The 24,868-nt window shown below is 69.5% G+C and carries 23 protein-coding genes; 18 read left to right on the top strand and 5 right to left on the bottom strand.

All coding sequences use genetic code 11. The features are described from left to right. Positions 1–27 precede the first annotated feature (27 nt). Positions 28–1,386, top strand: a complete 1,359-nt coding sequence (locus VHAB30_RS01225; protein ID WP_159275536.1) for an alpha/beta fold hydrolase — start codon at positions 28–30, stop codon at positions 1,384–1,386. 6 nt (positions 1,387–1,392) lie between these two features. After that, positions 1,393–2,178: an enoyl-CoA hydratase gene (locus VHAB30_RS01220; protein WP_159275535.1), complete on the top strand. Its 786-nt coding sequence runs from the start codon at positions 1,393–1,395 to the stop codon at positions 2,176–2,178. A gap of 45 nt (positions 2,179–2,223) precedes the next feature. Here the strand turns inward: VHAB30_RS01220 and VHAB30_RS01215 are convergent, their stop codons facing one another. Then, on the bottom strand, positions 2,224–2,784 hold the full coding sequence (locus tag VHAB30_RS01215; RefSeq protein WP_062480919.1) for an HNH endonuclease: 561 nt from the start codon (positions 2,782–2,784) through the stop codon (positions 2,224–2,226). Between the two features lie 165 nt (positions 2,785–2,949). Here VHAB30_RS01215 and VHAB30_RS01210 point away from each other — a divergent pair, with 165 nt between their 5' ends. The 13 genes from VHAB30_RS01210 to VHAB30_RS01150 all read left to right on the top strand — a co-directional run bounded on the left by VHAB30_RS01210 (position 2,950) and on the right by VHAB30_RS01150 (position 19,184). After that, positions 2,950–3,987, top strand: a complete 1,038-nt coding sequence (locus VHAB30_RS01210) for a bifunctional riboflavin kinase/FAD synthetase (RefSeq protein ID WP_095948725.1) — start codon at positions 2,950–2,952, stop codon at positions 3,985–3,987. A gap of 124 nt (positions 3,988–4,111) precedes the next feature. Further along, a complete protein-coding gene (gene ileS, locus VHAB30_RS01205; protein WP_070062279.1) occupies positions 4,112–6,961 on the top strand; it encodes an isoleucine--tRNA ligase in 2,850 nt (949 codons plus the stop codon). Next, the gene (gene lspA / locus VHAB30_RS01200; protein ID WP_159275534.1) at positions 6,961–7,476 is read left to right on the top strand and encodes a signal peptidase II; all 516 of its coding nucleotides are present in this window, start codon (positions 6,961–6,963) and stop codon (positions 7,474–7,476) included. The genes ileS and lspA overlap by 1 nt, the downstream gene beginning before the upstream one ends. A 163-nt stretch (positions 7,477–7,639) precedes the next feature. Continuing rightward, positions 7,640–8,659: a LacI family DNA-binding transcriptional regulator gene (locus VHAB30_RS01195; protein WP_159275533.1), complete on the top strand. Its 1,020-nt coding sequence runs from the start codon at positions 7,640–7,642 to the stop codon at positions 8,657–8,659. Positions 8,660–8,687: 28 nt separating this feature from the next. Further along, the gene (locus VHAB30_RS01190) at positions 8,688–9,701 is read left to right on the top strand and encodes an ABC transporter substrate-binding protein (RefSeq protein WP_062480910.1); all 1,014 of its coding nucleotides are present in this window, start codon (positions 8,688–8,690) and stop codon (positions 9,699–9,701) included. A 16-nt stretch (positions 9,702–9,717) separates the two neighbouring features. Beyond that, positions 9,718–10,548, top strand: a complete 831-nt coding sequence (locus VHAB30_RS01185; RefSeq protein WP_159275532.1) for an ABC transporter permease — start codon at positions 9,718–9,720, stop codon at positions 10,546–10,548. Then, a complete protein-coding gene (locus VHAB30_RS01180) occupies positions 10,548–11,348 on the top strand; it encodes an ABC transporter permease (RefSeq protein ID WP_062480906.1) in 801 nt (266 codons plus the stop codon). The genes VHAB30_RS01185 and VHAB30_RS01180 overlap by 1 nt, the downstream gene beginning before the upstream one ends. Beyond that, on the top strand, positions 11,338–12,411 hold the full coding sequence (locus VHAB30_RS01175) for an ABC transporter ATP-binding protein (RefSeq protein WP_139703304.1): 1,074 nt from the start codon (positions 11,338–11,340) through the stop codon (positions 12,409–12,411). The genes VHAB30_RS01180 and VHAB30_RS01175 overlap by 11 nt, the downstream gene beginning before the upstream one ends. After that, positions 12,408–13,265 carry a phosphodiesterase gene (locus tag VHAB30_RS01170; RefSeq protein WP_159275531.1) on the top strand — a complete coding sequence of 286 codons (858 nt, stop codon included), beginning with the start codon at positions 12,408–12,410 and terminating at the stop codon, positions 13,263–13,265. Before VHAB30_RS01175 ends, VHAB30_RS01170 begins: the two co-directional genes overlap by 4 nt. Before the next feature lie 73 nt (positions 13,266–13,338). After that, on the top strand, positions 13,339–15,000 hold the full coding sequence (locus VHAB30_RS01165) for a Na/Pi cotransporter family protein (RefSeq protein ID WP_062480901.1): 1,662 nt from the start codon (positions 13,339–13,341) through the stop codon (positions 14,998–15,000). Between the two features lie 345 nt (positions 15,001–15,345). Continuing rightward, entirely contained in the window at positions 15,346–16,002 is a 657-nt protein-coding gene (locus tag VHAB30_RS01160; RefSeq protein WP_159275530.1) for a nuclease-related domain-containing protein, read from the top strand. A gap of 75 nt (positions 16,003–16,077) precedes the next feature. After that, complete coding sequence (gene bamA / locus VHAB30_RS01155) at positions 16,078–18,483, top strand: outer membrane protein assembly factor BamA (RefSeq protein WP_159275529.1); 2,406 nt, start codon at positions 16,078–16,080, stop codon at positions 18,481–18,483. A 17-nt stretch (positions 18,484–18,500) separates the two neighbouring features. Continuing rightward, positions 18,501–19,184 carry a response regulator gene (locus VHAB30_RS01150; protein WP_159275528.1) on the top strand — a complete coding sequence of 228 codons (684 nt, stop codon included), beginning with the start codon at positions 18,501–18,503 and terminating at the stop codon, positions 19,182–19,184. Here the strand turns inward: VHAB30_RS01150 and VHAB30_RS01145 are convergent. From VHAB30_RS01145 to VHAB30_RS01135, 3 genes are read right to left on the bottom strand one after another with little or no spacing between them, the layout of a single operon-like run. Further along, the gene (locus tag VHAB30_RS01145) at positions 19,159–19,434 is read right to left on the bottom strand and encodes a hypothetical protein (RefSeq protein ID WP_159275527.1); all 276 of its coding nucleotides are present in this window, start codon (positions 19,432–19,434) and stop codon (positions 19,159–19,161) included. The two genes, VHAB30_RS01150 and VHAB30_RS01145, sit on opposite strands and share 26 nt — an antisense overlap. 12 nt (positions 19,435–19,446) lie before the next feature. Beyond that, entirely contained in the window at positions 19,447–20,250 is an 804-nt protein-coding gene (locus VHAB30_RS01140; RefSeq protein ID WP_159275526.1) for a dioxygenase family protein, read from the bottom strand. Then, positions 20,240–20,509, bottom strand: coding sequence for a hypothetical protein (locus tag VHAB30_RS01135; protein WP_159275525.1), 270 nt, complete (start codon positions 20,507–20,509; stop codon positions 20,240–20,242). The genes VHAB30_RS01140 and VHAB30_RS01135 overlap by 11 nt, the downstream gene beginning before the upstream one ends. Before the next feature lie 157 nt (positions 20,510–20,666). On the opposite strand from VHAB30_RS01135, the gene VHAB30_RS01130 reads away from it, so the two are divergent. Together VHAB30_RS01130 and VHAB30_RS01125 are read left to right on the top strand one after the other, a co-directional pair. Continuing rightward, complete coding sequence (locus tag VHAB30_RS01130) at positions 20,667–22,250, top strand: ATP-binding protein (protein WP_159275524.1); 1,584 nt, start codon at positions 20,667–20,669, stop codon at positions 22,248–22,250. After that, the gene (locus tag VHAB30_RS01125) at positions 22,247–22,939 is read left to right on the top strand and encodes a response regulator (RefSeq protein ID WP_159275523.1); all 693 of its coding nucleotides are present in this window, start codon (positions 22,247–22,249) and stop codon (positions 22,937–22,939) included. Before VHAB30_RS01130 ends, VHAB30_RS01125 begins: the two co-directional genes overlap by 4 nt. A 9-nt stretch (positions 22,940–22,948) precedes the next feature. On the opposite strand, the gene VHAB30_RS01120 is transcribed toward VHAB30_RS01125, so the two are convergent. After that, positions 22,949–23,779: an AraC family transcriptional regulator gene (locus VHAB30_RS01120; RefSeq protein WP_159275522.1), complete on the bottom strand. Its 831-nt coding sequence runs from the start codon at positions 23,777–23,779 to the stop codon at positions 22,949–22,951. A gap of 102 nt (positions 23,780–23,881) precedes the next feature. Between VHAB30_RS01120 and VHAB30_RS01115 the strand changes: the two genes are divergently transcribed. Beyond that, complete coding sequence (locus tag VHAB30_RS01115) at positions 23,882–24,868, top strand: Bug family tripartite tricarboxylate transporter substrate binding protein (RefSeq protein ID WP_159275521.1); 987 nt, start codon at positions 23,882–23,884, stop codon at positions 24,866–24,868.

The following is a 24,868-nucleotide window of genomic DNA, read 5'->3' as shown; positions in this document are numbered from 1 at the left end:
CAGCCCCCTGCCAGGAGAGAGACAGACATGCCTTCCCGCCGCACCCTGCTTGCCTTGGCCCTTGCCGGAAGCACCGCCGTCACCTTGCTGACCGGCTGCGCCACCTCCGCGCCCTCTTCCACCGAACGCCCGCCCATCGTCTTCATGCACGGCAACGGCGACTCGGCCGCGCTGTGGCAGACCACGATCTGGCGCTTCGAATCGAACGGCTGGCCGCGCGAGCGGCTGTTTGCGCTCGACCAGCCGACTCCCCTGGCCCGCGACGACGACGCCGTGGCCCAGCCGGGGCGCAGCTCCACCGCCGACTCGGCCGCGTTCCTGCGCGCCGAGGTCGAGAAGGTGCTGAAGGCCACGGGCGCGCCCAAGGTCGTGCTCATCGGCAATTCGCGCGGCGGCAACACCATCCGCAACTACGTGCAGAACGGCGGCGGCGCGGCCGTGGTGAGCCACGTGGTGCTGGGCGGCAACCCGGCGCACGGCATCTGGAAGGTGAAGGGCCTGCGCGAGAACAACGAGTTCTCGGGGCTCTCGGCCTTCATGCAGCAGCTCAATGCGCCCAAGGGACCGAACGGCGACGAGGTCACGCCCGGCGTGCAATGGCTCACGCTGCGCTCGGACACCAACGACAAGTACGCCCAGCCCGACGGCCTGTGGATCGGCGCGCCGGGCCAGCCGACGAACATCGGCTTCGACGGGCCGGCGCTCAAGGGTGCCACCAACCTCGTGCTGCCGCGCGTGGACCACCGCGAGACCTCGTTTTCGCCCTCTGCCTTCGCGGCGACCTGGCGCTTCCTGACCGGCCAGGCGCCGGCCAGCACGGCGGTGGCACCAGAATCGAAGGTCGTGCTCGACGGCCGCGCGACCGGCGCGGACAACCTGGCACTGACAGGCGCGCGCGTCACGGTCTTTGCCGTCGACCCGGCCTCGGGCGCGCGGCGCGGCGAGGCGGCGCACCAGCAGACGGTCGGCGCCGACGGCCGCTGGGGCCCGTTCAGCGCGCAGCCCACGGCGCGCTACGAGTTCGTGCTCGACGTGCCCGGCCAGGGCACCACGCACATCTACCGCAGCCCGTTCGTGCGCAGCAGCGGCGTCGTCAACCTGCGGACCGAGCGCCTGGCGCCGGCCGAGAGCAGCGCGGGTGCGGTGGTCGTCTTCACGCGCCCGCGCGGCTACTTCGATGCGCAGCGCGACACGATGAACTTCGACGGCCAGAGCCCGCCGCCCGGCGTGCCGGCCCAGGGCGCGGGGCAGTCGAGCTCGCGGCTGCGCATCGCGGCCGGCGCGCCGCAGCGCACGGTCAGCGCCGAGTTCAACGGCGAGCGCCTCAGCGGCCAGAGCTGGCCCGCCGCGCAAGGGCACACGACGGTGCTCGAGCTGACGTACTGAACGGCCATGAACGACACGGCCCCCTTTGTCCTGACGGCGCGCGACGCGCGCGGCGTGGTCACGCTCACGCTGAACCGTCCCGCCGCCTTCAATGCGCTGTCCGAGGGCATGCTCGGCGCGCTCGAGCAGGCGCTCGGCGCGGTCGCCGCCGATGACACGGTGCGCGCCGTCGTCATCGCTGCGGCGGGCAAGGCCTTCTGCGCGGGCCACGACCTGAAGGAGATGCGCGCCGAACCCTCGCTCGGCTACTACCAGCAGCTGTTCGACCGGTGCGGCGCGATGATGCTGTCGATCCAGCGGCTGCCCGTGCCGGTGATCGCGCGCGTGCACGGCATCGCGACCGCGGCGGGCTGCCAGCTGGTGGCGGTGTGCGACCTCGCGGTGGCCGCCAGCGACGCGCGCTTTGCGGTCAGCGGCGTCAACGTCGGCCTCTTTTGCGCCACGCCTGGCGTCACGCTGTCGCGCAACCTGGGTCGCAAGGAAGCCTTCGAGATGCTGGTGACGGGCGAATTCATCGGCGCCGAGGAAGCGCGCGAAAAAGGCCTGGTCAACCGGGTCGCACCGCCCGAAGCGCTCGATGCCGCCGTCGAGGCACTGGTCGCCAGCATCGTCGCCAAGCCCCGCACGGCGCTCGCGCTGGGCAAGGCGCTGTTCTATCGCCAGCTCGAGACCGGCATCGAGGCCGCGCTGGCCGACGCCAGCCGGACCATGGCCTGCAACATGATGGACGAGAGTGCGCTGGAAGGCGTGCAGGCCTTCATCGAGAAACGGCCGCCGGCCTGGAAGGGCTGAAAGAAAAAAGGAGGCCGAGGCCTCCTTTTTCTTGCGCGCCGGGTGTCAGATGTCGTGCAACCGGGACGACTGCGGCAGGTGCGCCATCAAAAACTCCATCTGGTCCGCCAGGATGCGGCGGTTGCGCAGGATGAAGTCTTCCCACAGGCTGGGCACATAGGGCGCGTACAGCAGCGGCATGTTCGCCTGCTCGGGCGTGCGGCTGCTCTTGCGATGGTTGCAGGGCTTGCAGGCCGTGACCACGTTCATCCACGTGTCGATGCCGCGCTGCGCGAACGGAATGATGTGCTCGCGCGTGAGTTCGTCTTCGTGGAAATGGCCACCGCAGTAGGCGCAGATGTTGCGGTCGCGCGAGAACAGCTTGCTGTTGGTGAGGCCCGGGCGCTGCGCGAAGGGGTTGATGCGCGGCACGCCCTTGGTGCCGATGATGCTGTTGATCGCGATCTGCGACTGCTCACCCGTGATCGCGTTGTGGCCGCCACGGAACACAGCCACCTGCGCGCCCACTTCCCAGCGGACTTCGTCCGCCGCGTAGTGGATCACCGCCTGTTCCAGCGATATCCATGACTGGGGCAGCCCTTGGGCCGACAGCTTCAAGACCTTCACACACGCCTCCTCGAAACGAGAAAAACACGCAGAGACCAGAGACTCGGAATGCGTCGGCGACTCACGCCAACCCACCCACTGCGTCACAATATACCGGCTTTGTGACAAATCGGCCTGATTTGCCCATACGACGGGCATCAGGCGCTATCAAAAAGATACTCTCCCATGCAGGTTTTCCGCGGCTTCCGACACCCGGGCGTAGCTCCGGCCTGCGCCCTCACGATCGGCAATTTCGACGGCGTCCACCGCGGCCACCAGGCCATGCTGGCGCTGTTGCAGACCGAGGCCCGCCATCGCGGGCTGCCCAGCTGCGTGCTGACCTTCGAGCCGCACCCGCGCGACTATTTCGCCGCCGTCACCAAGAAACCCGACCTGGCGCCGGCCCGCATCGGCACGCTGCGCGACAAGCTGACCGAGCTGGCGGCCTGCGGCGTCGACCAGACCATCGTGCTGCCCTTCGACGGCCGGCTGGCGTCCCAGTCGCCCGAGGCCTTCATCCAGAACGTGCTGATCGACGGCCTGGGTGCGCGTTACGTGCTGGTGGGCGACGACTTCCGCTTCGGCGCCAAACGCGCGGGCGACTACGCCATGCTCGATGCCGCCGGCGAAGCGCAGGGTTTCGACGTCGCGCGCATGAACAGCTACGAGGTGCACGGCCTGCGCGTGTCCAGCTCGGCCGTGCGCGAGGCGCTGGCCGAAGGCCGCATGGCCGACGCCCACACGCTGCTGGGGCGCCCGTACACGATCTCGGGCCACGTGGTCCACGGCCGCAAGCTGGGCCGGGCGCTGGGCGCGTCGTCGCCGGGCAAGGACGACGGTTTTCGCACCCTCAACCTGCGCTTCAAGCACTGGAAACCAGCCGCCAGCGGCATCTTCGCGGTGCTGGTGCACGGCCTGGCCGACCAGCCGCTGCCGGGTGTCGCGAACCTCGGCGTGCGACCCTCGCTGGACGCCAACGACGTCAACGCCGGGCGCGTGCTGCTGGAGACGCATTGCCTGGAGTGGCCCTCGCATCTGGGGGCCGAAGGGGCCTACGGTAAAATCGTGCGCGTGGAACTCCTGCACAAACTGCACGACGAATTGCGCTACACCAGCCTCGAAGCCCTCACTGCGGGCATCGCGAAGGATGGCCGCGACGCACGCGCGTTCTTCGCATCGACCCACGCCGAGACCCACCGCCAGACCACGCGCGACCGAATTTAGCCCTGCACGCCCCGTGCTGCCGCCCTTCGACAAGCTCAGGGCGAACGGCTATATCTTCCGCACCGACCGCTCAATGCAGTTCGGGCTGAGCCTGTCGAAGCCCCTCTGTTTCGCCGCACCCAACATGTCTGACGCTGCTTCCCCCAAAGATTACCGTTCCACGCTGAACCTGCCCGACACCCCCTTCCCGATGCGCGGCGACCTGCCCAAGCGCGAACCGGGCTGGGTCAAGGAATGGAACGACGAAGGCCGCTACCACCGCCTGCGCGACGCCCGCCACGGCGCGCCCAAGTTCATCCTGCACGACGGCCCGCCGTACGCCAACGGCCAGATCCACATGGGTCACGCGGTGAACAAGATCCTCAAGGACATGATCACCAAGGCGCGCCAGCTCGAAGGCTTCGACGCGCTGTACGTGCCCGGCTGGGACTGCCACGGCCTGCCGATCGAGAACGCCATCGAAAAGCAGTTCGGCCGCAACCTCAGCCGCGACGAGATGCAGGCCAAGAGCCGCGCCTACGCCACGGAGCAGATCGCCCAGCAGATGGTCGACTTCCAGCGCCTGGGCGTGCTGGGCGAATGGGACCATCCCTACAAGACGATGGACTTTGCCAATGAAGCCGGCGAGCTGCGCGCGTTCAAGCGCGTGATCGAGCGCGGCTTCGTGTACCGGGGCCTCAAGCCCGTGTACTGGTGCTTCGACTGCGGCTCCTCGCTGGCCGAGTTCGAGATCGAATACGCCGACAAGAAGAGCCAGACCATCGACGTGGCCTTCAAGGCGCACGAGCGCGAGAAGGTGCTCAAGGCCTTCGGCACCGACCACACGATCCTGGGCGACATCTTCGCCGTGATCTGGACCACCACCGCGTGGACGATCCCCGCCAACCAGGCGATCAACCTCAACCCCGAGCTCGAGTACTCGCTGGTCGACACCGAGCGCGGCCTGCTGATCCTGGCCAACTCGCTGGTCGAGATGTGCATGACGCGCTACGCGCTCGACGGCAAGGTGCTGGCCACGGTCAAGGGCGAGGCGCTCGGCGGGCTCGAGTTCGAGCACCCGCTGTACGACGTCGATGCGGGCTACCAGCGCCTGTCGCCCATCTACCTGGCCGACTACGCCACCGCCACCGACGGCACCGGCCTCGTGCACTCCTCGCCGGCCTACGGCGTGGACGACTTCAACTCCTGCATCGCCCACGGCGTGGCGTACGACGACATCCTGAACCCGGTGCAGGGCAACGGCAGCTACGCGCCCGACTTCCCGCTGTTCGGCGGCCAGAACATCTGGAAGGCCGTGCCGGTGATCATCGCCGCGCTGCGCGACGCCAACCGCCTGCTGACCACCGAGACCATCACCCACAGCTACCCGCACTGCTGGCGCCACAAGACGCCGGTGATCTACCGCGCGGCCGCGCAGTGGTTCGTTCGCATGGACGAAGGCGAAGGCGTGTTCACCAAGGACAAGGCGCCCAAGACGCTGCGCCAGACCGCGCTCGACGCCATCGAGCAGACCAGCTTCTACCCCGAGAACGGCAAGGCCCGCCTGCACGACATGATCGCCGGGCGGCCCGACTGGTGCATCAGCCGCCAGCGCAGCTGGGGCGTGCCGATCCCGTTCTTCCTGCACAAGGATTCGGGCGAGCTGCATCCGCGCACCATGGAAATCCTCGACCAGGCCGCCGACATCGTCGAGAAGGGCGGCATCGAGGCCTGGAGCCGCGTCACGGTCGAAGACATCCTGGGCGCCGAAGACGCACCGAGCTACACCAAGAGCACCGACATCCTCGAGGTGTGGTTCGACTCGGGCTCGACCTTCTCGCACGTGCTGCGCGGCACGCACCCCAACGTGCACCACGAGACCGGCCCCGAGGCCGACCTGTACCTCGAAGGCCACGACCAGCACCGCGGCTGGTTCCACTCGTCGCTGCTGATCGCCTGCATGCTGGAAGACCGCGCACCGTACAAGGGCCTGCTCACGCACGGCTTCACGGTGGATGCCAAGGGCATCAAGATGAGCAAGTCGCTCAAGAACGGCATCGACCCGCAGGAAATCAGCAACAAGCTGGGCTCGGAAATCATCCGCCTGTGGGTGGCCGCGAGCGACTACTCGGGCGACATCGCGGGCGACGACAAGATCCTCGCGCGCGTCGTCGACGCCTACCGCCGCATCCGCAACACGCTGCGCTTCCTGCTCGCAAACACGAGCGACTTCGACATCGCGAAAGATGCCGTGCCGCTCGACCAGCTGTTCGAGATCGACCGCTACGCGATGTCGCGCGCGGCGCAGTTCCAGGCCGAGATCCTTGCGCACTACCAGGTGTACGAGTTCCATCCGGTGGTGGCCAAGCTGCAGATCTACTGCTCGGAAGACCTGGGCGGCTTCTACCTCGACATCCTGAAGGACCGCCTCTACACGACGGCCCCGGGCTCGCTCGCGCGCCGCAGCGCACAGACCGCGCTGTGGCACATCTCGCAAGCCATGCTGCGCTGGATGGCGCCGTTCCTGAGCTTCACGGCCGAAGAGGCCTGGAAGATCGTGGGCACCGGCAAGCCGGGCGAGTCGATCTTCACGCAGACCTACAGCCAGTTCGCCGCACCCGACGAGGCGCTGCTCGCCAAGTGGGGCCGCATCCGCGAGATCCGCGACGGCGTCAACAAGGACATCGAGGCGGTGCGCGCCGAGGGCAAGGTCGGCTCGTCGCTGCAGGCCAACCTGCAGCTGAACGCACCGGCCGACGACCTCGCGCTGCTGGGCTCGCTGGGCGACGACCTGAAGTTCGTGTTCATCGCCTCGGCCGTGGCGCTGGCGGCGGGCGACACGCTGTCGACCGTGGTCACGCCGAGCACCGCGCAGAAGTGCGAACGCTGCTGGCACTACCGCGAGGACGTGGGCCACGACCCGGCGCACCCGACCATCTGCGGCCGCTGCACGAGCAACCTGTTCGGCGCGGGCGAATCGCGCAGCGTGGCCTGATGGCGGCCGCACGTTCCGCCTCGTCGGCCTCGCGTTCGCGCGGCGCCAGCATCTGGCCGTGGCTCGGGCTGGCGGCGATCATCGTGATCATCGACCAGTTCACCAAGACGCTGATCCTGGGCTACTACAAGCTCGGCGACGCGACCTACGTGACGAGCTTCTTCAACGTCGTGCGCGCGCACAACACGGGCGCCGCGTTCTCGTTCCTGGCCGACCATTCGGGCTGGCAGCGCTGGTTTTTCACGGCGATCGGCGTGGCGGCAGCGATCTTCATCGTCTGGATGCTGCGGTCGCACGCGGGCCAGAAGCTCTTCTCGTTCGCGATGGCCTGCATCCTGGGCGGCGCGATCGGCAACGTGGTCGACCGCATGATGCACGGCTACGTGGTCGACTTCCTGAGCTTCCACTGGGGCAACTGGTACTTCCCGGCGTTCAACGCGGCGGACAGCGCCATCACGCTCGGGGCCATCTGCCTGATCGTCGACGAGATCCGGCGAGTCCGGCGCGGCAAGTAAGCCAGTTCTAGACCAAAGGGGCCCACGGGCCCCTTTTTCTTTGGGCCGCACGCTGCGCCAGCGGCCCCGGGGTTCTCCCCACTTCCCTGCCCTGTCATCGCGAAGTCATACTGCGCCGGCCCAATGTAATCGATTACATGAACCCCACCACGGACCCCGCACGATGAGCATCCAAGCAGTAGCCGCCCAGGCTGGGGTCTCCGTGGCCACGGTCTCGCGCGCCTTCAATTTCCCCGACAAGGTGACGCCGGCCACGCGCGAACTGGTCGAGCGCGTGGCGCGCGAGCTCAACTACCTGCCCAACGCCAGCGCCCGCACCTTGCGCACCCAGCGCAGCCGCACGCTCGGCGTGGTGCTGCCCACGCTGCTGAACCCGACCTTTGCCGAATGCCTGCAGGGCATCGCGCGCGCGGCCGTCGCGGGCGGCTACGCGATCCTGCCGGTCACCACGGGCTACCGGCTCGACGAGGAAGAGCGCGCCGTCCAGCTGCTGCTGGCGGGCAACGTCGACGGGCTGATCCTCGTGGTGTCGAACCCGTCCACCTCGGCCGCGCTGCAGCGCCTGCAGGCCGCCGGCGTGCCCTACGTGCTGGCCTACAACCGGCACGCCGACCATCCCTGCGTGTCGGTCGACAGCGAAGGCGCGGTGGCCGATGCGGTCACGCGCCTCGTGCTGCTGGGCCACCGGCGCATCGCGATGGTCAGCGGCACGCTGGCCGCCTCGGACCGCGCGCAGCAGCGCTACCGCGGCTACCAGCGCGGCATGGCCGAAGCCGGCCTCGCGGCGCCGCCGCTCGTCGAAGTGCCCTTCGTCGAGACCGCCGTCGATGCGCTGTGCGCCGAGTTGCGCCCGTGCAGCCGCCCCACGGCGCTGGTCTGCTCGAACGACCTGCTCGCCATCCGCAGCATCCGCGCCGCGCACCTGAGCGGCCTGGTGGTGCCCGACGACCTCAGCGTGGTCGGCTTCGACGGCATCGCGCTCGGCGAAGACCTCACGCCCGCGCTCACCACCGTCGCGCAGCCCAACAGCGACATCGGCCGCCACAGCGTCGAGCTGCTGGCGCAGGCGATCGCCGGCGGCCGCGCGCTGCAGGCCGACGCGAGCCTGCTGCTGCCTCATGCCTTCCGAGACGGCGAGTCGTGCGCGAATGCGCGCGAAGACAACGACGCCGCACTGTCCTGACCTCACCACCCCTCCCAGGAGTTTTTCCATGTCCCTGCGCTTTCACCGACTCGCCCGCCTCGGCGTGCTGGCCGCCGCCCTCGTCGCCGCCGGCGGCGCCATGGCCCAGACCGCCATTTGCTACAACTGCCCGACCGAATGGGCCGACTGGGGCACCCAGCTCAAGGCCATCAAGGCCAAGACCGGCATCACCGTGCCGGCCGACAACAAGAATTCGGGCCAGTCGCTCGCGCAGCTGGTCGCCGAAAAGGCCAGCCCCGTGGCCGACGTGACCTACCTCGGCGTGACCTTCGCGGTGCAGGCCGCGAAAGACGGCGTGGTCGAGCCCTACAAGCCGGCCGCCTGGAAAGACATTCCCGACGGCCTGAAGGACCCCGCAGGCAACTGGTTCACCATCCACTCGGGCACGCTCGGCTTCATGGTCAACGTCGACGCGCTCAAGGGCAAGCCGGTGCCCAAGTCGTGGGCCGACCTGCTCAAGCCCGAGTACAAGGGCCTCATCGGTTATCTCGACCCCGCCTCGGCCTTCGTGGGCTACGTGGGCGCCGTGGCCGTGAACCAGGCGCGCGGCGGCACGCTCGACAACTTCAAGCCGGCCATCGACTACTTCAAGGCGCTGCAGAAGAACGAGCCCATCGTGCCCAAGCAGACCTCGTACGCGCGCGTGCTGTCGGGCGAGATCGCGATCCTGCTCGACTACGACTTCAACGCCTACCGCGCCAAGTACAAGGACAAGGCCAACGTCGCCTTCGTCATCCCCAGCGAAGGCACGCTGGCCGTGCCCTACGTGATGAGCCTGGTCGCCAAGGCCCCGCACGCGGCCGATGCGAAGAAGGTGCTCGACTTCACGCTGTCCGACGAAGGCCAGGCGATCTGGGCCAAGGCCTACCTGCGCCCGGTGCGCGCCAGCGCCATGCCCAAGGAGATCGAGGCGCAGTTCCTGCCCGCGAGCGACTACGCCCGTGCCAAGACCGTCGACTACGCCCGCATGGCCGACGCGCAGCGTGGCTTCTCCGACCAGTACCTGAAGGAAGTGCGCTGACCCGGCGCCGCGCGCGATGACACGCACCACCTCCTCCAACGCCTGGAACCCACGCTGGCGACTGCTGGCCTGCGTCGCGCCGGCGGCCGTCTTCTTCGCGGCCTTCTGGCTGCTGCCGGTGGTGCGCCTGCTCGCGCTTCCGGCCGACAAGGGCGCCGCCACCTACTTCGCGGTGCTGACCGATGCGCGCTACCTGCACAGCATGGCCAACACCGTCGCGCTGTCGGTGGCGGTGACGCTGGCCACGCTGGTGCTGGGCGCGGCGGTGGGCATCTACCTCGCGCGCCATGCCTTCCCGGGCAAGCGCATGCTGCTGTCACTGCTCACGCTGCCGCTGTCGTTCCCGGGCGTGATCATCGGCTTCTTCGTGATCCTGCTGGGCGGGCGCCAGGGCGTGGTGGCCGACCTGAGCGACGCGCTGGTCGGCGAGCGCATCACCTTCGCCTACGGCCTGCTCGGCCTCTTCCTGGCGTACCTGTATTTCTCGCTGCCGCGCGCCATTGCCACCTACGCCGCGGCGGCCGAATCGATGAACACGCAGCTCGAGGAAGCCGCGCGTTCGCTCGGCGCCTCGAAGCTGCGCGTGGCGCGCGACGTGTGGATGCCCGAGCTGGCGCCCACCACGCTGGCCTGCGGCGCCATCCTGTTCGCCACCTCGATGGGCGCCTTCGGCACGGCCTTCACGCTGGCCAGCAAGTTCGAGGTGATCCCGATCACCATCTACAACGAGTTCACCAACTACGCCAACTTCGCGCTCGCCGCGTCGCTGTCGATCTCGCTGGGTGTCGTGACCTGGCTGGTGCTCTTCGTGGCGCGCCGCTTCGGCGCCAACCCGGTCGCCCGATGATGAAGACCCCTTCGCAACCCCGCGCCCCCTTCCTGCTCGCCATCACCGTGATCGTGAGCCTCTTCATGATCGCGCCGATGCTGCTGTCGGTGATGGCCGGCCTCGTCAACAACTACAGCGCGGGCCTCAAGAGCGGCCTCACGCTGCGCTGGCTGGGCGAGGTGTGGGAGAACTACGGCGGCACCGTCGGCTGGTCGCTCGCGCTGGCCGTGGCCTGCGTCGTGTGCACCGTGCTGATCGGCGTGCCCTGCGCCTACACGCTGGCGCGCAGCCGCTCGCGCGCGGCGCGCATCTTCGAGGAACTGCTGACCTTGCCGGTCGCGGTGCCGGGCCTGGCGACGGCGCTCGCGCTCATCCTCGCCTACGGCCAGCTCACGGCCTTCCGCCAGAGCTTCGCCTTCATCCTCGTGGGCCACATCGTCTTCACGCTGCCCTTCATGGTGCGCACCGTAAGCTCGGCTTTCCAGCGCGACGACCTGCTCGCGCTCGAAGAGGCCGCGCGCTCGCTGGGCGCGAACTTCCGCCAGCGCTTCATGGGCATCCTCGTGCCCGCCGTGTTCCCCGCCATCGTGGCCGGCAGCCTGATGGTGTTCACGCTGTCGGTGGGCGAGTTCAACCTCACCTGGATGCTGCACACGCCGCTCACGCGCACGCTGCCCGTGGGCCTGGCCGACAGCTACGCCTCGATGCGCATCGAGATCGGATCGGCCTACACGCTGGTCTTTTTCGCCGTCATTCTTCCGGTGCTGTGGGGCCTGCAGTACCTTGCCAACCTGATGCAGAAACGCCATGGAACTTGAACGCATCCCCGTCGACATCTCGAACTGCGCGAAGACGTACGCCGACGGCACGCGCGGCCTGCAGCCCACCAACCTCAAGGTCGAGGCCGGCGAAGTGCTCGCGCTGCTCGGCCCCTCGGGCTGCGGCAAGACCACGCTGCTGCGCCTCATCGCGGGGCTCGAGGCGCCCGACGACGGCAGCCGCATCGTCTTCGGCGACCAGGACGTCACGCAGCGCCCGGTCGAGCACCGCGGCGTGGGCATGGTGTTCCAGAGCTACGCCCTCTTTCCGCAGATGACGGTGGCGGCCAACATCGGCTACGGCCTGCGCATCCGCGGCGTGTCGCCGGAGGAAGAGAAACGCGCCGTGGGCGAACTGGTCGACCTCGTGCGCCTGGGCGGCCTGGAGAACAAGCGTCCCGCCGAACTCTCGGGCGGCCAGCGCCAGCGCGTGGCCCTGGCGCGCGCCGTGGCCGTGCGCCCGCGCGTGCTGCTGCTCGACGAGCCGCTGGCCGCGCTCGACGCCAAGCTCAAGGAGTCGCTGCGCGACGAACTCGCCGAGCTGCTGCGCCGCCTGCACATCACGGCCATCCACGTCACGCACGACCAGCAGGAGGCGCTGGCCATCGCCGACCGCCTCGCGGTGATGCGCGCCGGGCGCATCGTGCAGGTCGGGCGCGGCGAAGACCTGTACCGCGCGCCCGCGCACCCCTTCGTGGCCGAGTTCCTGGGCCGGGTCAACCGGCTGGAGCGCGCGCCCGACGCCATCGCGCAGGGCGTTGTCCGACTCGGAGGGTCGTCGCTGCCCTGCCCCGCGCCCTGGCAGCAGCATGCGACGCTGCTGGTGCGGCCCGAAGACATCGAGGTCGGCGCGCCCCCGCCCGGCGAGGCGCCCGGCTGGGGCCGCGCCACGGTCGAACGCCGCACCTTCCTGGGCGACCGCGTGCAGCTGCACCTGCGCCTGCAGGACCAGCCCGTGCTGGTGGCCGACGTGGGGCGCGACAACCCCTTCGGACCGGGCGACGCGGTGGGCCTGCGCATCCCGGCCGACCGCCTGATGACCTCGCAGGAAACCCGCGCATGACCACGACAACGAATCCCAACACCTTCTTGGTCCAGCTGACCGACCTGCACATCCGCGAACCCGGCCGGCTGGCCTACGGCCGCATCGACACGGCGCCCTACCTCGCGCGCGCCGTGCAGTCGGTGCTCGCGCTGCGCCAGCCGCCCGACGCGGTGGTGATCACCGGCGACCTGACCGACTTCGGCCGCGCCGCCGAGTACGAACACCTGGCCGCCCTGCTCGCGCCGCTGACGATGCCCGTCTACCTGCTGCCCGGCAACCACGACGACCGCGACCAGCTGCGCCGCAGCTTCCCGGGCCACGCCTACCTGGGCACGGGCGCCGACACGCACGGCTTCGTGCAGTACTCGGTGCGCGTGGGCGCGCTGCGGCTGCTCACGCTCGACACCTGCGTGCCCGGCGCCAGCCACGGCACGCTGTGCGACAAGCGCCTGGCCTGGCTCGAAGCCCGGCTCGACGCCTGCCGCCACGAGCCCGTGGTGGTCGCCATGCACCACCCGCCCTTCGAGACGCTGATCGGCCACATGGACGAGATCGGCCTGCTCGAGGGCGCCGACGCGCTCGAGGCCCTGCTGCGCCGCTACACGAACGTCGAGCGCGTGATCTGCGGCCACCTGCACCGCGCCATCGACGTGCGCTTCGGCGGCACCATCGCCTCGACCTCGCCGGCGCAGGCGCACCAGGTCTGCCTCGACCTGGCGCCCGACGCCGCCTCGGCCTGGACGCTGGAACCGCCCGCCTTCCGCGTGCACGCCTGGTCCGCAGCCGGGCGCCGGCTCGTCACCCACCTGGCGGCCTCCGGCAGCTTCGAAGGCCCTTATCCTTTCCACGACAACGGAGCCCTGATCGACTGAAGCGTCTACTTGTGGAAAATGGGGCTGAAACGAATCAAAACGAAAACAAGAGAAAGGTCAGACCCCGCCCTCCATGAAGCACCTTCTGAATCTGCTTGCGGCCGTCGCCCTGCTGGTGTGGGGCACGCACCTCGTGCGCACCGGCGTGCTGCGCGTCTTCGGCGCCAACCTGCGCAAGATCCTCGTGCAGAGCATGCGCAACCGCTTCACGGCCGCGCTCTCGGGCATCGGCGTCACGGCGCTCGTGCAGTCGAGCACGGCCACGTCGCTCATGACCTCCTCGTTCGTGGGGCAGGGCCTGGTCACGCTGCCGGCGGCGCTGGCGGTGATGCGGGGCGCCGACGTGGGCACGGCGCTGATCTCGGTGCTGTTCTCGGCCGACCTCTCGTGGCTCTCGCCGATGTTCATCTTCGTGGGCGTGGTGCTGTTCATCACGCGCTCGGCCACCGTGGCGGGGCGCGTGGGGCGGGTGCTGATCGGGCTGGGGCTGATGCTGCTGGCGCTGCAGCTGGTGGTGGCGGCCACCGAGCCGCTGTTCTCGTCGCCGGCCGTGCGGGCGCTGCTGGCGTCCATCACCAGCGATGTGCTGCTGGAAATCACCCTCGGCGCCGCGCTCGCCATCGTGGCGTACTCGAGCCTGGCGGTGGTGCTGCTGGTGGCGGCCATGGCAAGCTCGAACGTGGTGCCGCTCGACGTGGCGCTGGGCCTGGTGCTCGGCGCCAACCTGGGCAGCGGCCTGCTGGCGGTGCTGACCACGGCACGCTCTGCCGTGTCGGTGCGGCAGGTGACGGTGGGCAACCTGCTGTTCAAGGCGCTGGGCGTGGCGCTGGTCACGCCGTTCGTGGGGCTGTGGGTGCGCTACGTGCAGCCCCAGCTGCCGAACCAGACGCACGGCGTGGTGCTGTTCCACCTGGCGTTCAACATCGTGATCAGCGTCGGGTTCATCGGTCTCACGCAGTGGGTCGCCAAGCTGGTGACGCGCATGTTGCCCGTGCCGCCGCAGCCCGTGGGCACGAGCCGGCCGCACCACCTCGACCCTTCGGCGCTGTCGACGCCTTCTCTGGCCATTTCGAACGCGGCGCGTGAGGCGCTGCACCAGGCGGACATCGTGGAGACGATGCTGATCGGCACGCTCGATGTGATCCGCAACAACGACCTGCGGCTGGCGCAGGAGCTGCGGCAACTCGATGACACGGTGGACGAGCTGTACTCGGCGATCAAGTACTACATGACGCGCATCTCGCGCGAGGCGCTGGGCGAAGAGGAAAGCCGGCGGTGGACGGACATCATCAGCTTCACGATCAACATGGAGCAGATCGGGGACATCATCGAGCGGGTGATCATCGATATCGAGGACAAGAAGATCAAGCCGCAGCGCAACTTCTCGGAAGCGGGGATGGCGGAGATCGTCGAGTTGCACCAGCGGCTGGTTGCCAATCTGCGGTTGAGCATGAGTGTGTTCTTGAACGGCAATGTGCGCGACGCGCAAAAGCTGCTGGAAGAAAAAGCACGGTTTCGCGATCTGGAGCGGGCCTATGCAACAACCCATCTGGATCGGTTGTCGGATCGGACTACTTTGAGCATCGAGACGAGTTCGCTGCACATTGACTTGATCAGCGATTTGAAGCGGATCAATTCGCATATCTGTTCGATTGCTTATCCGATTCTTGAATCGGCTGGGGCGTTGGCGCCTAGCCGGCTTCGTGAGTCGCGGCTTGGGAAGATCGAGGGTTAGTCTTTTTGCTTCCCGAGGCCGGGTCTCGCCCCGGCTGGCGACTCACTTTCTTTGCTTCGCCAAAGAAAGTAAGCAAAGAAAGGCGACCCTGCTGTCTGCGTCCCTCCGCTTCGCTGCGGGCAACCTGCGGTGCTCACGTTTCGCGGGGTCTCGCCCAAACTCGCTTCGCTCAAACAAGGGCGAGCCCTGATCCGCGAAACGCTGCGCTCCTCGGCGCATACAGAAGGGGTGGGGAACCTCACAGGCCTTTGCTTCGCTCGGCCTGGGAACACCGCAAGGCTCTGCCTCGTTTACCAGAAGTCTCCTAAAAGGCCGGCAATGCTCGGGGCTCCGAAGGAGTTCGACATGACCATTGTTCTGCCGCAAAGCGCGGTCGCCGCGTCGCTCGGGGTGCAGCAACTTGCCACCGCGTTCAGTCCGGCGTTTTCGCATCTGCGCATTCTTCGCAACCTCATCATCCCGATGCCCTCCGGTTGCGCGGTGCCCACGGCGCGCATCGATGCGGTGATCGTGTGCGAGACGGGTGTCTACCTGTTCGAGATCAAGGCCTGGCGCAACGCGTTCGTCTATCGCAAGAAATCCGACGAGGCGCCGCCGCGCTGGTTTCTGCGGCTGCAGGGCTGCACACGGGCGCGTGAAGTGAAGGACCCGGCCTGGCAGGGCGGGCGCAAGACGACGCAGTTGCGCAGCCTGCTGCCGGACGACCTGCGGCTGCAGTACTTCGTGCTGCTGCCGTGCGAAGGCGTGGAGCTGGAGGGCGTGATGCCGGCTGCGGTGATCACGCAGCAGGACCTGCCGTACATCGCGCGCCTGGTGCGCAACAACGGGCGCACGGCACGCACGTACCCGCTGCTCGACGCGCGGGCGGTCGATCGCACGGTGCAGCGGCTGCTGGAGATCCAGGGCGACCTGTCGCTGGAGACGCATGCGCAGAACTGCCGCGAACGGATCGAACGGCCTGCGGTGTCGTGGCCGGCGGTGAACGCGATGGGGTTGCAGTAACGACTGCTCACCAACCGGCCCTGCGCGCGGGAGGGCGTCCCACATTCCTCCGACATTGGTGAAGACCATGCGGTGATGACGATTCCTCCCAAGTCCCTCGCGGCCCTTGCCGCGCTGTGCCTCGCGATGGCAGCCTGCCCGGCACAGGCCGCCGACCCGTTCACCGTGCAGGACATCCGCCTCGAAGGCCTGCAGCGCGTCGAAGCGGGCACGGTGTTCGCAACCCTCGGCCTGAAGGCCGGCGACATGTACAGCGACGACCGCGGCAGCGCGGCGATCCGCGCGCTGTTCGACCTCGGACTGTTCAAGGACGTGCGCATCGACGTGAATGGCCAGGTGCTCGTGGTCATCGTCGAAGAGCGCCCCACCGTGGCCGATGTCGACTTCGCGGGCACCAAGGAGTTCGACAAGGCGGCACTGCAGAAGGCGCTGCGCGACATCGGTCTGGCCGAAGGCCGGCCCTTCGACAAGGCGCTGGCCGACCGTGCGGAGCAGGAGCTCAAGCGCCAGTACATCGGCCGCAGCCTCTACAACGCGCAGGTGGTCACCACCGTGACGCCGCTGGAGCGCAACCGCGTCAACCTCACGTTCAGCGTGACCGAGGGCGAGCCGGCGCGCATCACGCGGGTGCGCGTGGTGGGCCAGCAGGCTTTCGACGAACGCACGCTGCTCGACCTGTTCGACCAGGACAGCGGCGGCTGGCTGGCCTGGTACACGAAGTCGAACCAGTACGCGCGCAGCAAGTTCGACGCCGACCTGGAAACGCTGCGCTCGTTCTACCTGACGCGCGGGTACCTCGAGTTCCGCATCGAGTCGACGCAGGTCGCGATCTCGGCGGACCGGCAGACGCTGGAGCTCACGGTGAACATCAGCGAGGGCGAGAAGTTCGCGGTGGCCGGCGTGAAGCTGGCGGGCAACTACCTGGGGCGCGAGGACGAGTTCAAGTCGCTCGTCACCGTGCGCCCCGGCGCGCCCTACAACGGCGAGGACGTGGCGGCCACCACCAAGGCCTTTGCCGACCACTTCGGCACCTTCGGCTACGCCTTCGCGCGCGTGAAGGCCGAGCCCGAGATCGACCGCACCCGGCGCCGCGTCGTGATGGTGCTGAACGCCGAGCCGGGGCGGCGCGCCTATGTGCGGCGGCTGAACATCGGTGGCAATGCGCGCACGCGCGACGAGGTGATCCGGCGCGAGTTCCGCCAGTACGAAGGCGCCTGGTACGACGGCACGAAGATCAGGCTCTCGCGCGACCGCGTCGACCGGCTGGGCTTCTTCACCGACGTGAACGTCGAGACCGCCGAAGTGCCGGGAAGCAACGACCAGGTCGACCTGAACGTCACCGTGGCCGAGAAGCCCACGGGCTCGCTGCAACTCGGCGCGGGCTACTCGTCGACCGACAAGATCTCGCTGAGCTTCGGCATCACGCAGGAGAACGTGTTCGGCTCGGGCAACTACCTGGGGCTGCAGGTCAACACCAGCTCGTACAACCGCTCGGTGTCGCTCACGGCCACCGACCCGTACTTCACGAAGGACGGCATCTCGCGCACCTTCAACCTGTTCCACACCACCACGCGGCCCTACTACGAGGCCGACGGCAACTACAAGCTCGCGAGCGACGGCGGCTCGGTGCGCTTCGGGCTGCCGGTGAACGAGCTGGACACGGTGTACCTGGGCATCGGCGTGGAGCGCTACTCGTTCACGCCAGGCACCAACGGCTCGTACACGCTGGTCAACGGCTCGTACGTCTACACGGCCACGCCGCAGGCCTACCTCGACTACTTCCAGTGCACCGGCACCGCGCCGAGCGTGGTGTGCGCGGGCAGGAACGTGGTGGGCATCCCGGCCACTGTGGGCTGGTCGCGCGACGACCGCGACAGCGCCCTGGTGCCCACGCGCGGGCGCCTGCAGAGCGCCAACCTCGAGCTGGGCGTGGGCAGCGAGTTGCGCTACCTGAAGACCAACTACCAGTACCAGCAGTACGTGCCGCTGTCCAGGCAGTACACGCTGGCCTTCAACGGCCAGCTCGGCTATGCGAAGGCGCTGGGCGGCAGCAGCTTCCCGATCTTCAAGAACTTCTATGCGGGCGGACTCGGCTCGATCCGCGGCTTCGAGCAGAACTCGCTGGGCCCGACCGACGCGGTCACCGGTGGTTCGCTGGGCGGCACGCGCAAGGCGATCTTCAACATGGAGCTGACCACGCCCTTCCCCGGCGCGGGGAACGACAAGTCGCTGCGCCTGTACACCTTCTTCGATGCGGGCAACGTGTTCGCCGAACGCACGGCCAGCATGACCGACGCGCAATGGAAGGCGCAGAACCGCCTGCGCGCCTCGGCCGGCCTGGGCATCAGCTGGATCTCGCCGCTGGGCCCGCTGCGCCTGGCGTACGCGGTGCCGATCGTCTACCAGAAGGAGGACACGGCCAACGGCATCGCGGCCGACCGCACGCAGCGCTTCCAGTTCCAGATCGGCACGTCCTTCTGAACCGGACCGCACGCGCCATGAGCCGCATCCTGCTGGTGGAAGACGGACGCGAGATCGCGTCGCTGCTGCTGGGCCCGCTGCAGCGCGCAGGCCACGAGGTGGAGCAGCTCGGCGACGGCGCTGCCGCGCTCGAGCGCATCCTGCATGCGCCGCCGGCGCTCACGCTGCTCGACGTGGTGCTGCCGCGCATCGACGGGCTGCAGGTGATCGCGCAGGTGCGCGCGCGCAGCGACCACCCGATCATCGTGCTGACGGCGCGCGCGCACGAGGCCGACCGGCTGCGCGGCTTCGACCTGGGCGCCGACGACTATGTCTGCAAGCCCTTCTCGCCGCGCGAGGTGGTGGCGCGCGTGCACACGGTGCTGCGCCGGCGCGCGCCGCCCGACCTGAGCGTGGGCATGGCCTCCCCGGCCGTGGCCTTCGACAGCGCGCTGGGCCATGCCTGGCTGGAGGGGCGGGCCCTGGCGCTCACGCGCCGCGAGCTGCTGTTGCTGCGTGCGCTGTCGCGCGAACCGGGCCGCGTGTTCACGCGCGCCAGGCTGCTTGAAGCGGCCTTCCCCGAGGCGCTCGACGTGAACGAGCGCGCGGTCGACGGGCACATCAAGAACCTGCGGCGCAAGCTCGCGGCCGTGTCGCCCTCGCACGGCTGGATCCGTTCGGTCTACGGCGTGGGGTTCAGCTTCGCACAGCGGCCGGGCTGAGCGCGGGCCTGGCCTTGCATGCGCCGTGGCCGCGCGGCCCGCGGCCTTCGCTGGCCCTTTGCATGATCGGCGCCAGCGTCGACAGGCTGGCGTGGCGCACGGCCGCCTGCCGTGCCTCCGCGCAGGCGCCGCGTGCCGCGACGCCGATGCCCAGCGCCAGGCTGCACAAGGCCAGGCCGCCCGCGCAGGCGTGGGCCAGCGCGCGCGGCGTGACCCGCCCATCGGCGGGCGCAACGAACGGGAGCGGCATGCGCAACACCGCTCAGCCTTCCGTGCGCGGCGGCACCAGCGCGCGGATGCGGGCAAGGCCCTCGGGCGTGCGCGGCCGCATCGGCCGCACGCCGCCCGCCGGCATGGGGCCGCTGCCCGGCGGCGGCGGGCGCTCGGTCACCGGGCGCGCGGCGGGGTCGACCACCAGCGTGAGCAGCGCGACGTAGCGCCGGCCCTCCTCGCGCACCGCGCCCAGCACCGTGTCGCCGGCCCGCAATGCGATGCCGTCGGCGCTGTTGAGCGTGTCGCGCAGCCGCGCGCGCTGGTAGCTGGAGACCTGCGTGTAGAGGAACTCGCTGAGCGCATCGGGCAGGAAGAACTGCGTCGTGAGCACGGCGCGCTCGCGGTGGTGCACCTTGACGTGGATGTGCGTGGTGCGCCCCGCATACCAGCCCGGGTAGAGCGTGGCGAACGTGGCCTGGCCGTCGCGGTCGGTGCGCTGGCTGCCGCGCAGGAAGGCCTGGCCCTCGAAGCCGCGCGTGCGGTCGTCGCCCTGCCCGCTGAAGCCGGAGTAGTTGCCCTGCGCGTCGCAGTGCCACAGGTCGGTGCGCAGGCCGCGCAGCGGCCGCCCGGCGGCATCGAGCACGCGCAGGCGCACATCGAGCGGCACGCCCTCGCGGCCGTCGGTCAGGTCGGTGCGGAAGTTCGCGAGGTCCAGGTAGTACGGGCCCTCGGTGGTCTGGGCGGTCAGCGGGAGCTTCTGCGCTGCTGCAACGGCCACGGGTGCAGACGCGGCCAGGCCGGCCGCGCCGACCGCAGCAAGCAGGCCCCGGCGCCCGATCGCTTCATCGGCCATGGGCGGCCTCCTTCCTGGCAGGCGCGCGCACGCCCGAAGCCCGGGCCTCGGCCCAGACCACGAGCAGCGTCCACACATGCGCGACGCCCCAGAACAGCGCCGCCAGCAGGAACAGCAGCAGGTCGATGTCAGCATCGCCCGGAGGCGTGGACGGCGGCGCGGCGTGCCCCGGTGGGGCCCAGGCGAGCGCGGCGACGGCCAGTGCGCGGAAGGCGGAGGTGGGAGGAGCGCGATGCGTGTCCGGTGTCATGGCGGGCATCGTGCGATCCGAATCGGGAGAAATGTGGGAGAGGCACGCAAGGACGCGTCTCCCAGATTCCTCCCCAATCGGGCGCCATGATCGGCGGCTTGCCCATGCCATCCCCGCCCCCGAAACGCATGCCGCAGAATGCGGCCATGCCTCCGCCGCCGAGCCCATGCCGCGCCTGACCCTCTCCCGCAAGATCTTCCTGGCCCTGGCCGCCCTGCTGATCGTGCTGCTGCTGAGCTTCGTGGGCTTCTCGATCGTCGCGCTGCAGCGGGGCCTGGGCGCCTACGTGGCCGAGATCGAGATCCGCCGCATGGACTGGCTCTCGCAGCTCCTGCTGAAGCACTACACCGCCAACGGCGACTGGAAGAAACTGCGCGACAACGACGACGCCTGGCACCGCCTGCAGCTGGGCCAGTCGGCGATGGTGATCGACGGCGCCGCCACACCCGACGACCGGCGGCTGCCGCCCTGGTACGAGCGCCGTGCGCCCGGCACACAGGGCGACGGCGCGCCGCCGGCAGAACCGTCCAGCGGGCTCTCGTCCACCGCCTCGCCCCCGCCGCCGCAGCTCGACCTGCTGCCCCGCCGCTTCCTGATGCCGCCGCCGGGCTTCTTCCCCGGCCTGGCCGGCCCGCCCGACTCGATCTTTCGCCGCCTCGCCGTGCTCGACGCCCACGGCGCGCTCGTGGTCGGCGCGACCATCGACCCGGAGAACGCCGCGCGCCGGCCGATCCGCCACGGGCGCACCGTCGTCGGCTACCTCGCGCTCGCGCCGATGCAGGGCCTGGAGAGCGAGGCCGACCGCGCCTTTCTCGCCCGGCAGTCCGGCGTGATCGCGCTCACCGGGCTGTGCGGCCTGGCCTTTGCGCTGGTGCTGTCGTGGCTGCTGGCGCGCCGCTGGTTCCAGCCGATCGACGCGCTCACGCAGGCCGCACAGGACGTGGCGCGCGGGCGGCTCTCGACGCGCGTCGCGGTCCACGGCTCGGACGAGCTCGCGCTGCTGGGCAAGACCTTCAACGACATGGCGCAGCGCCTGGACACGGCCGAGGCCTCGCGCCGCGCCTGGCTGGCCGATGCGGCGCACGAGCTGCGCACGCCGCTGGCGGCCATGCGCGCGGAGATCGAGGCGCTGCAGGACGGCGTGCGCAGCTTCGACGAACGCACCGCGCTGCGCATGCACCGGCAGGTGATCCGCCTCGGCCAGCTGGTCGACGACCTGCGCAGCAGCATGCGCGAGCCCCAGAGCGACCTGCTGAAGGCGCCGGTGTACCCGCTGTCGCTGCTGAAGGAGGCGCTCGACCACACGCGCGACCGCTTCGCGCAGCGCGGCATCGCGCTCGACCGCGACGCCCTCGACCGCATCGCCGCCTCGGCCCAGCCGGTGATCGACGGCGATGCGCACCGGCTGCACCAGGTCTTCATGAACCTGCTGGAGAACACGCTGGCCTACACCGACGCCGGCGGCCAGCTCCGCATTGGCGTGACTATGGAGGGCGCGTGGACGGGCAATTGCCTCACGCTGGTGTTCGACGACAGCACGCCGGGCGTGCCCGAGGAAGAAATTCCGCGCCTCTTCGACCGCCTGTTTCGCGGCGAGACCTCGCGCAGCCGCGCGCTGGGCGGCTCGGGCCTGGGCCTGTCGATCTGCCGCGCGACCCTCGAGGCGCACGGCGGCAGCATCGAGGCGGCGCCTTCGCCACTGGGCGGGCTGCGCATGACGATCACCCTTCCGCTGGCAGCTTCCGCATGACACGCATCGTGATCGTCGAGGACGAACTCGACATCGCCTCCGTGGTGCAGGACTACCTGCGCCACGCCGGCTACGACACCGAGCACTTCGCCGATGGGCAGAGCGCGCTCGAACGCATCGTCGCCGCACCGCCCGACCTCACGCTGCTCGACATCATGCTGCCGCGCCTCGATGGCATCGAGGTGCTGCGCCGCGCGCGCGAACACACGGCGCACCCGATCATCATGCTCACCGCGCGCATCGAGGAGGTCGACCGCCTGCTCGGCCTGGAGCTGGGCGCCGACGACTACGTGTGCAAGCCCTTCTCGCCGCGCGAGCTGGTGGCACGCGTGCGCGCGGTGCTGCGCCGCACCGCGCCGGCCGTGGCGGCGCAGGTCGCGCCGGGCGACGCACCGGGGCTCGTGCTCGACGACGTGCACTGGCGCGCCTCGCTCGACGGCACGCCGCTGAACCTCACGCGGCGCGAGTTCGGGCTGCTGCAGGTGCTGTCGCGGCACCCGGGCCGCATCTTCTCGCGCGCCCGACTGCTGGAGCTGGCCTACGACGACACGGTGGACGTGACCGAACGCGCCATCGACAGCCACGTGAAGAACCTGCGCCGCAAGCTCGGCGCGGTGACGCCCGCGCACGACTGGATTCGGTCGGTGTACGGCGTGGGCTTCGCGTGGGAAGCGCCGCCGCCGGCCTGAGCGGCCAGGCTAGTTTTGTCGAGGGGCTGCCGCGCGAATTTGCGTCGCCGTCTTCGCCCAGGTCTTTTCCAGCATCCGCGAAAGATAGGACGCCGACTCCCAGCCGACCTGCAGCGCGATGGACAGCACCGAGTCCCGCGTGGTCTGCAACAGGTACACGGCCCGTTCGATGCGCTGGCGCTGCAGGAACTCCAGCGGCGAGATGCCGTGCTTCGCGCGGAAGACCCGCTCCACCTGCCGGCGCGACAGCCGGTGCTGTTGCGCGAAGGCGTCGAGCGACAGGGGCTGCGCCAGATCGCGCAGCATCGTTTCGGCCAGCAGCTCGGCGACCCACAACGCCGGCGAGACGTCGCCCTCCGACAACGGGTTGGCGCTCAGGCGCGCGGCCTCCATCACGAGCGCGCCGCACAGCACGTAGTTCTCGCTGTCGCCCGCGCGGGTCGCTTCGAACATCCGCTGCGACAAGGCGCCCAGCGCGGTGCTGCCCGCGCGCATGCCTTGCGGGGGCCGCACGACGCCCTGCGCCCGCAAGGCCGTGGCCCACAGCGCCGGGTCGACGTAGACCGCGACATGGCTCTGGCCGGCGGTGAGCGTGGTCGTCGAATGCGCGCTGCCCGCCGCGAACCAGACGAAGTGGCCGGGCCCGAGGCGCTGCGCCTCGCCCTGCGCATCGCCCACGCTGAAGCGGCCTGCGATGGGCACGAACAGCATGTCGCAATCGTGCACGTGCGCGTCGGTGGCGTAGTGGTCGCGGGTGTTGGCGACCATCGACGCCTGGTGAGACAGCCGTTCGACGAACAGCGATTGGCGGGGCGGCGGGTGGCTGGAAGTCAGTGGCATGGCCGTTCCTTGTCGCATTCGAAGCCGCGCATGTCGCAATCGGGCGCACGCGTTGGCGCGCGCTCCACAGAATCGGAAGGACCACTCCTGCAAGAAGACCCCATGACTACTCAACCTCTGCGCCGCGCGCTCCTGGGCTTGGCCGCCGCCGGTGCCCTGTACGGGCCGACCGCCTCGTGGCCGGCCTCCGATCCGGCCTACCCGGTGAAGCCGATCACCATCATCGTACCCTTCCCCGCCGGCGGCGGAACGGACGTGATCTTCCGTTCGGTGCAGCTGCGGCTGCAGGCTGCGCTCGGTGTGTCGGTCATCATCGACAACCGCTCGGGCGCGGGCGGCACCGTCGGCACGGGCTTCGGCGCGAAGGCGAACCCCGACGGCTACACGCTGGTGGCCAGCACCACGACCACCATCGCCTCGGCCGATGCGGTGTACCCCAAGCTCCCGTACGACCCCCTCAAGGACCTGGTGCCGATCGGCACCATCGGCACCACGCCTTTCGTGCTGGTGGTCACGCCTGCGCTGGCGGCGCGCACGGTGAAGGACTTCGTCGGCTACGCCAAGGCCAACCCGCAGGCGCTCAACTACGGCAGCATCGGCAACGGCAGCCTGAGCCACCTGGCGGGCGAACTCTTCAAGCAGCGCACCGGCATCGAGATGACGCACGTGCCCTACCGCGGTGCCGCACCCGCGCAGGCCGACCTGATGGCAGGCCAGATCCAGGCGCTGTTCGACAACCCGCCCGCGCTGCTCGCGCAGGTGCGCGGCGGCCGCATGCGGGCGCTGGCCATCAGTGAACCGGCGGCGGGTTTCGCCGACCTGCCGACTTTCGAGGCAGCCGGCATCAAGGACTTCAAGCCGCAGCTCTGGTACGGCCTGATGGCGCCGGCCGCCACGCCGCAGCCGGTGGTGCAGCGCCTGCGTGCCGCGCTCGACACCGCGATGAAAGACCCGGCCCTGCGCACCGACATGCTGGCCAAGGGCGTGACGCCGTGGAGCGTGCGGCCCGAGGTGTTCGAGGAACAGATCCGCGGCGACATCAAGCTCTGGGGCGGCATTGCGCGCTCGGTCAACGCGAGGGCTGATTGA

It is taken from the genome of Variovorax boronicumulans, assembly GCF_009811375.1.
Lineage (GTDB): Bacteria > Pseudomonadota > Gammaproteobacteria > Burkholderiales > Burkholderiaceae_C > Variovorax > Variovorax boronicumulans.
This window is presented reverse-complemented; position numbering and strand designations above follow the sequence as displayed.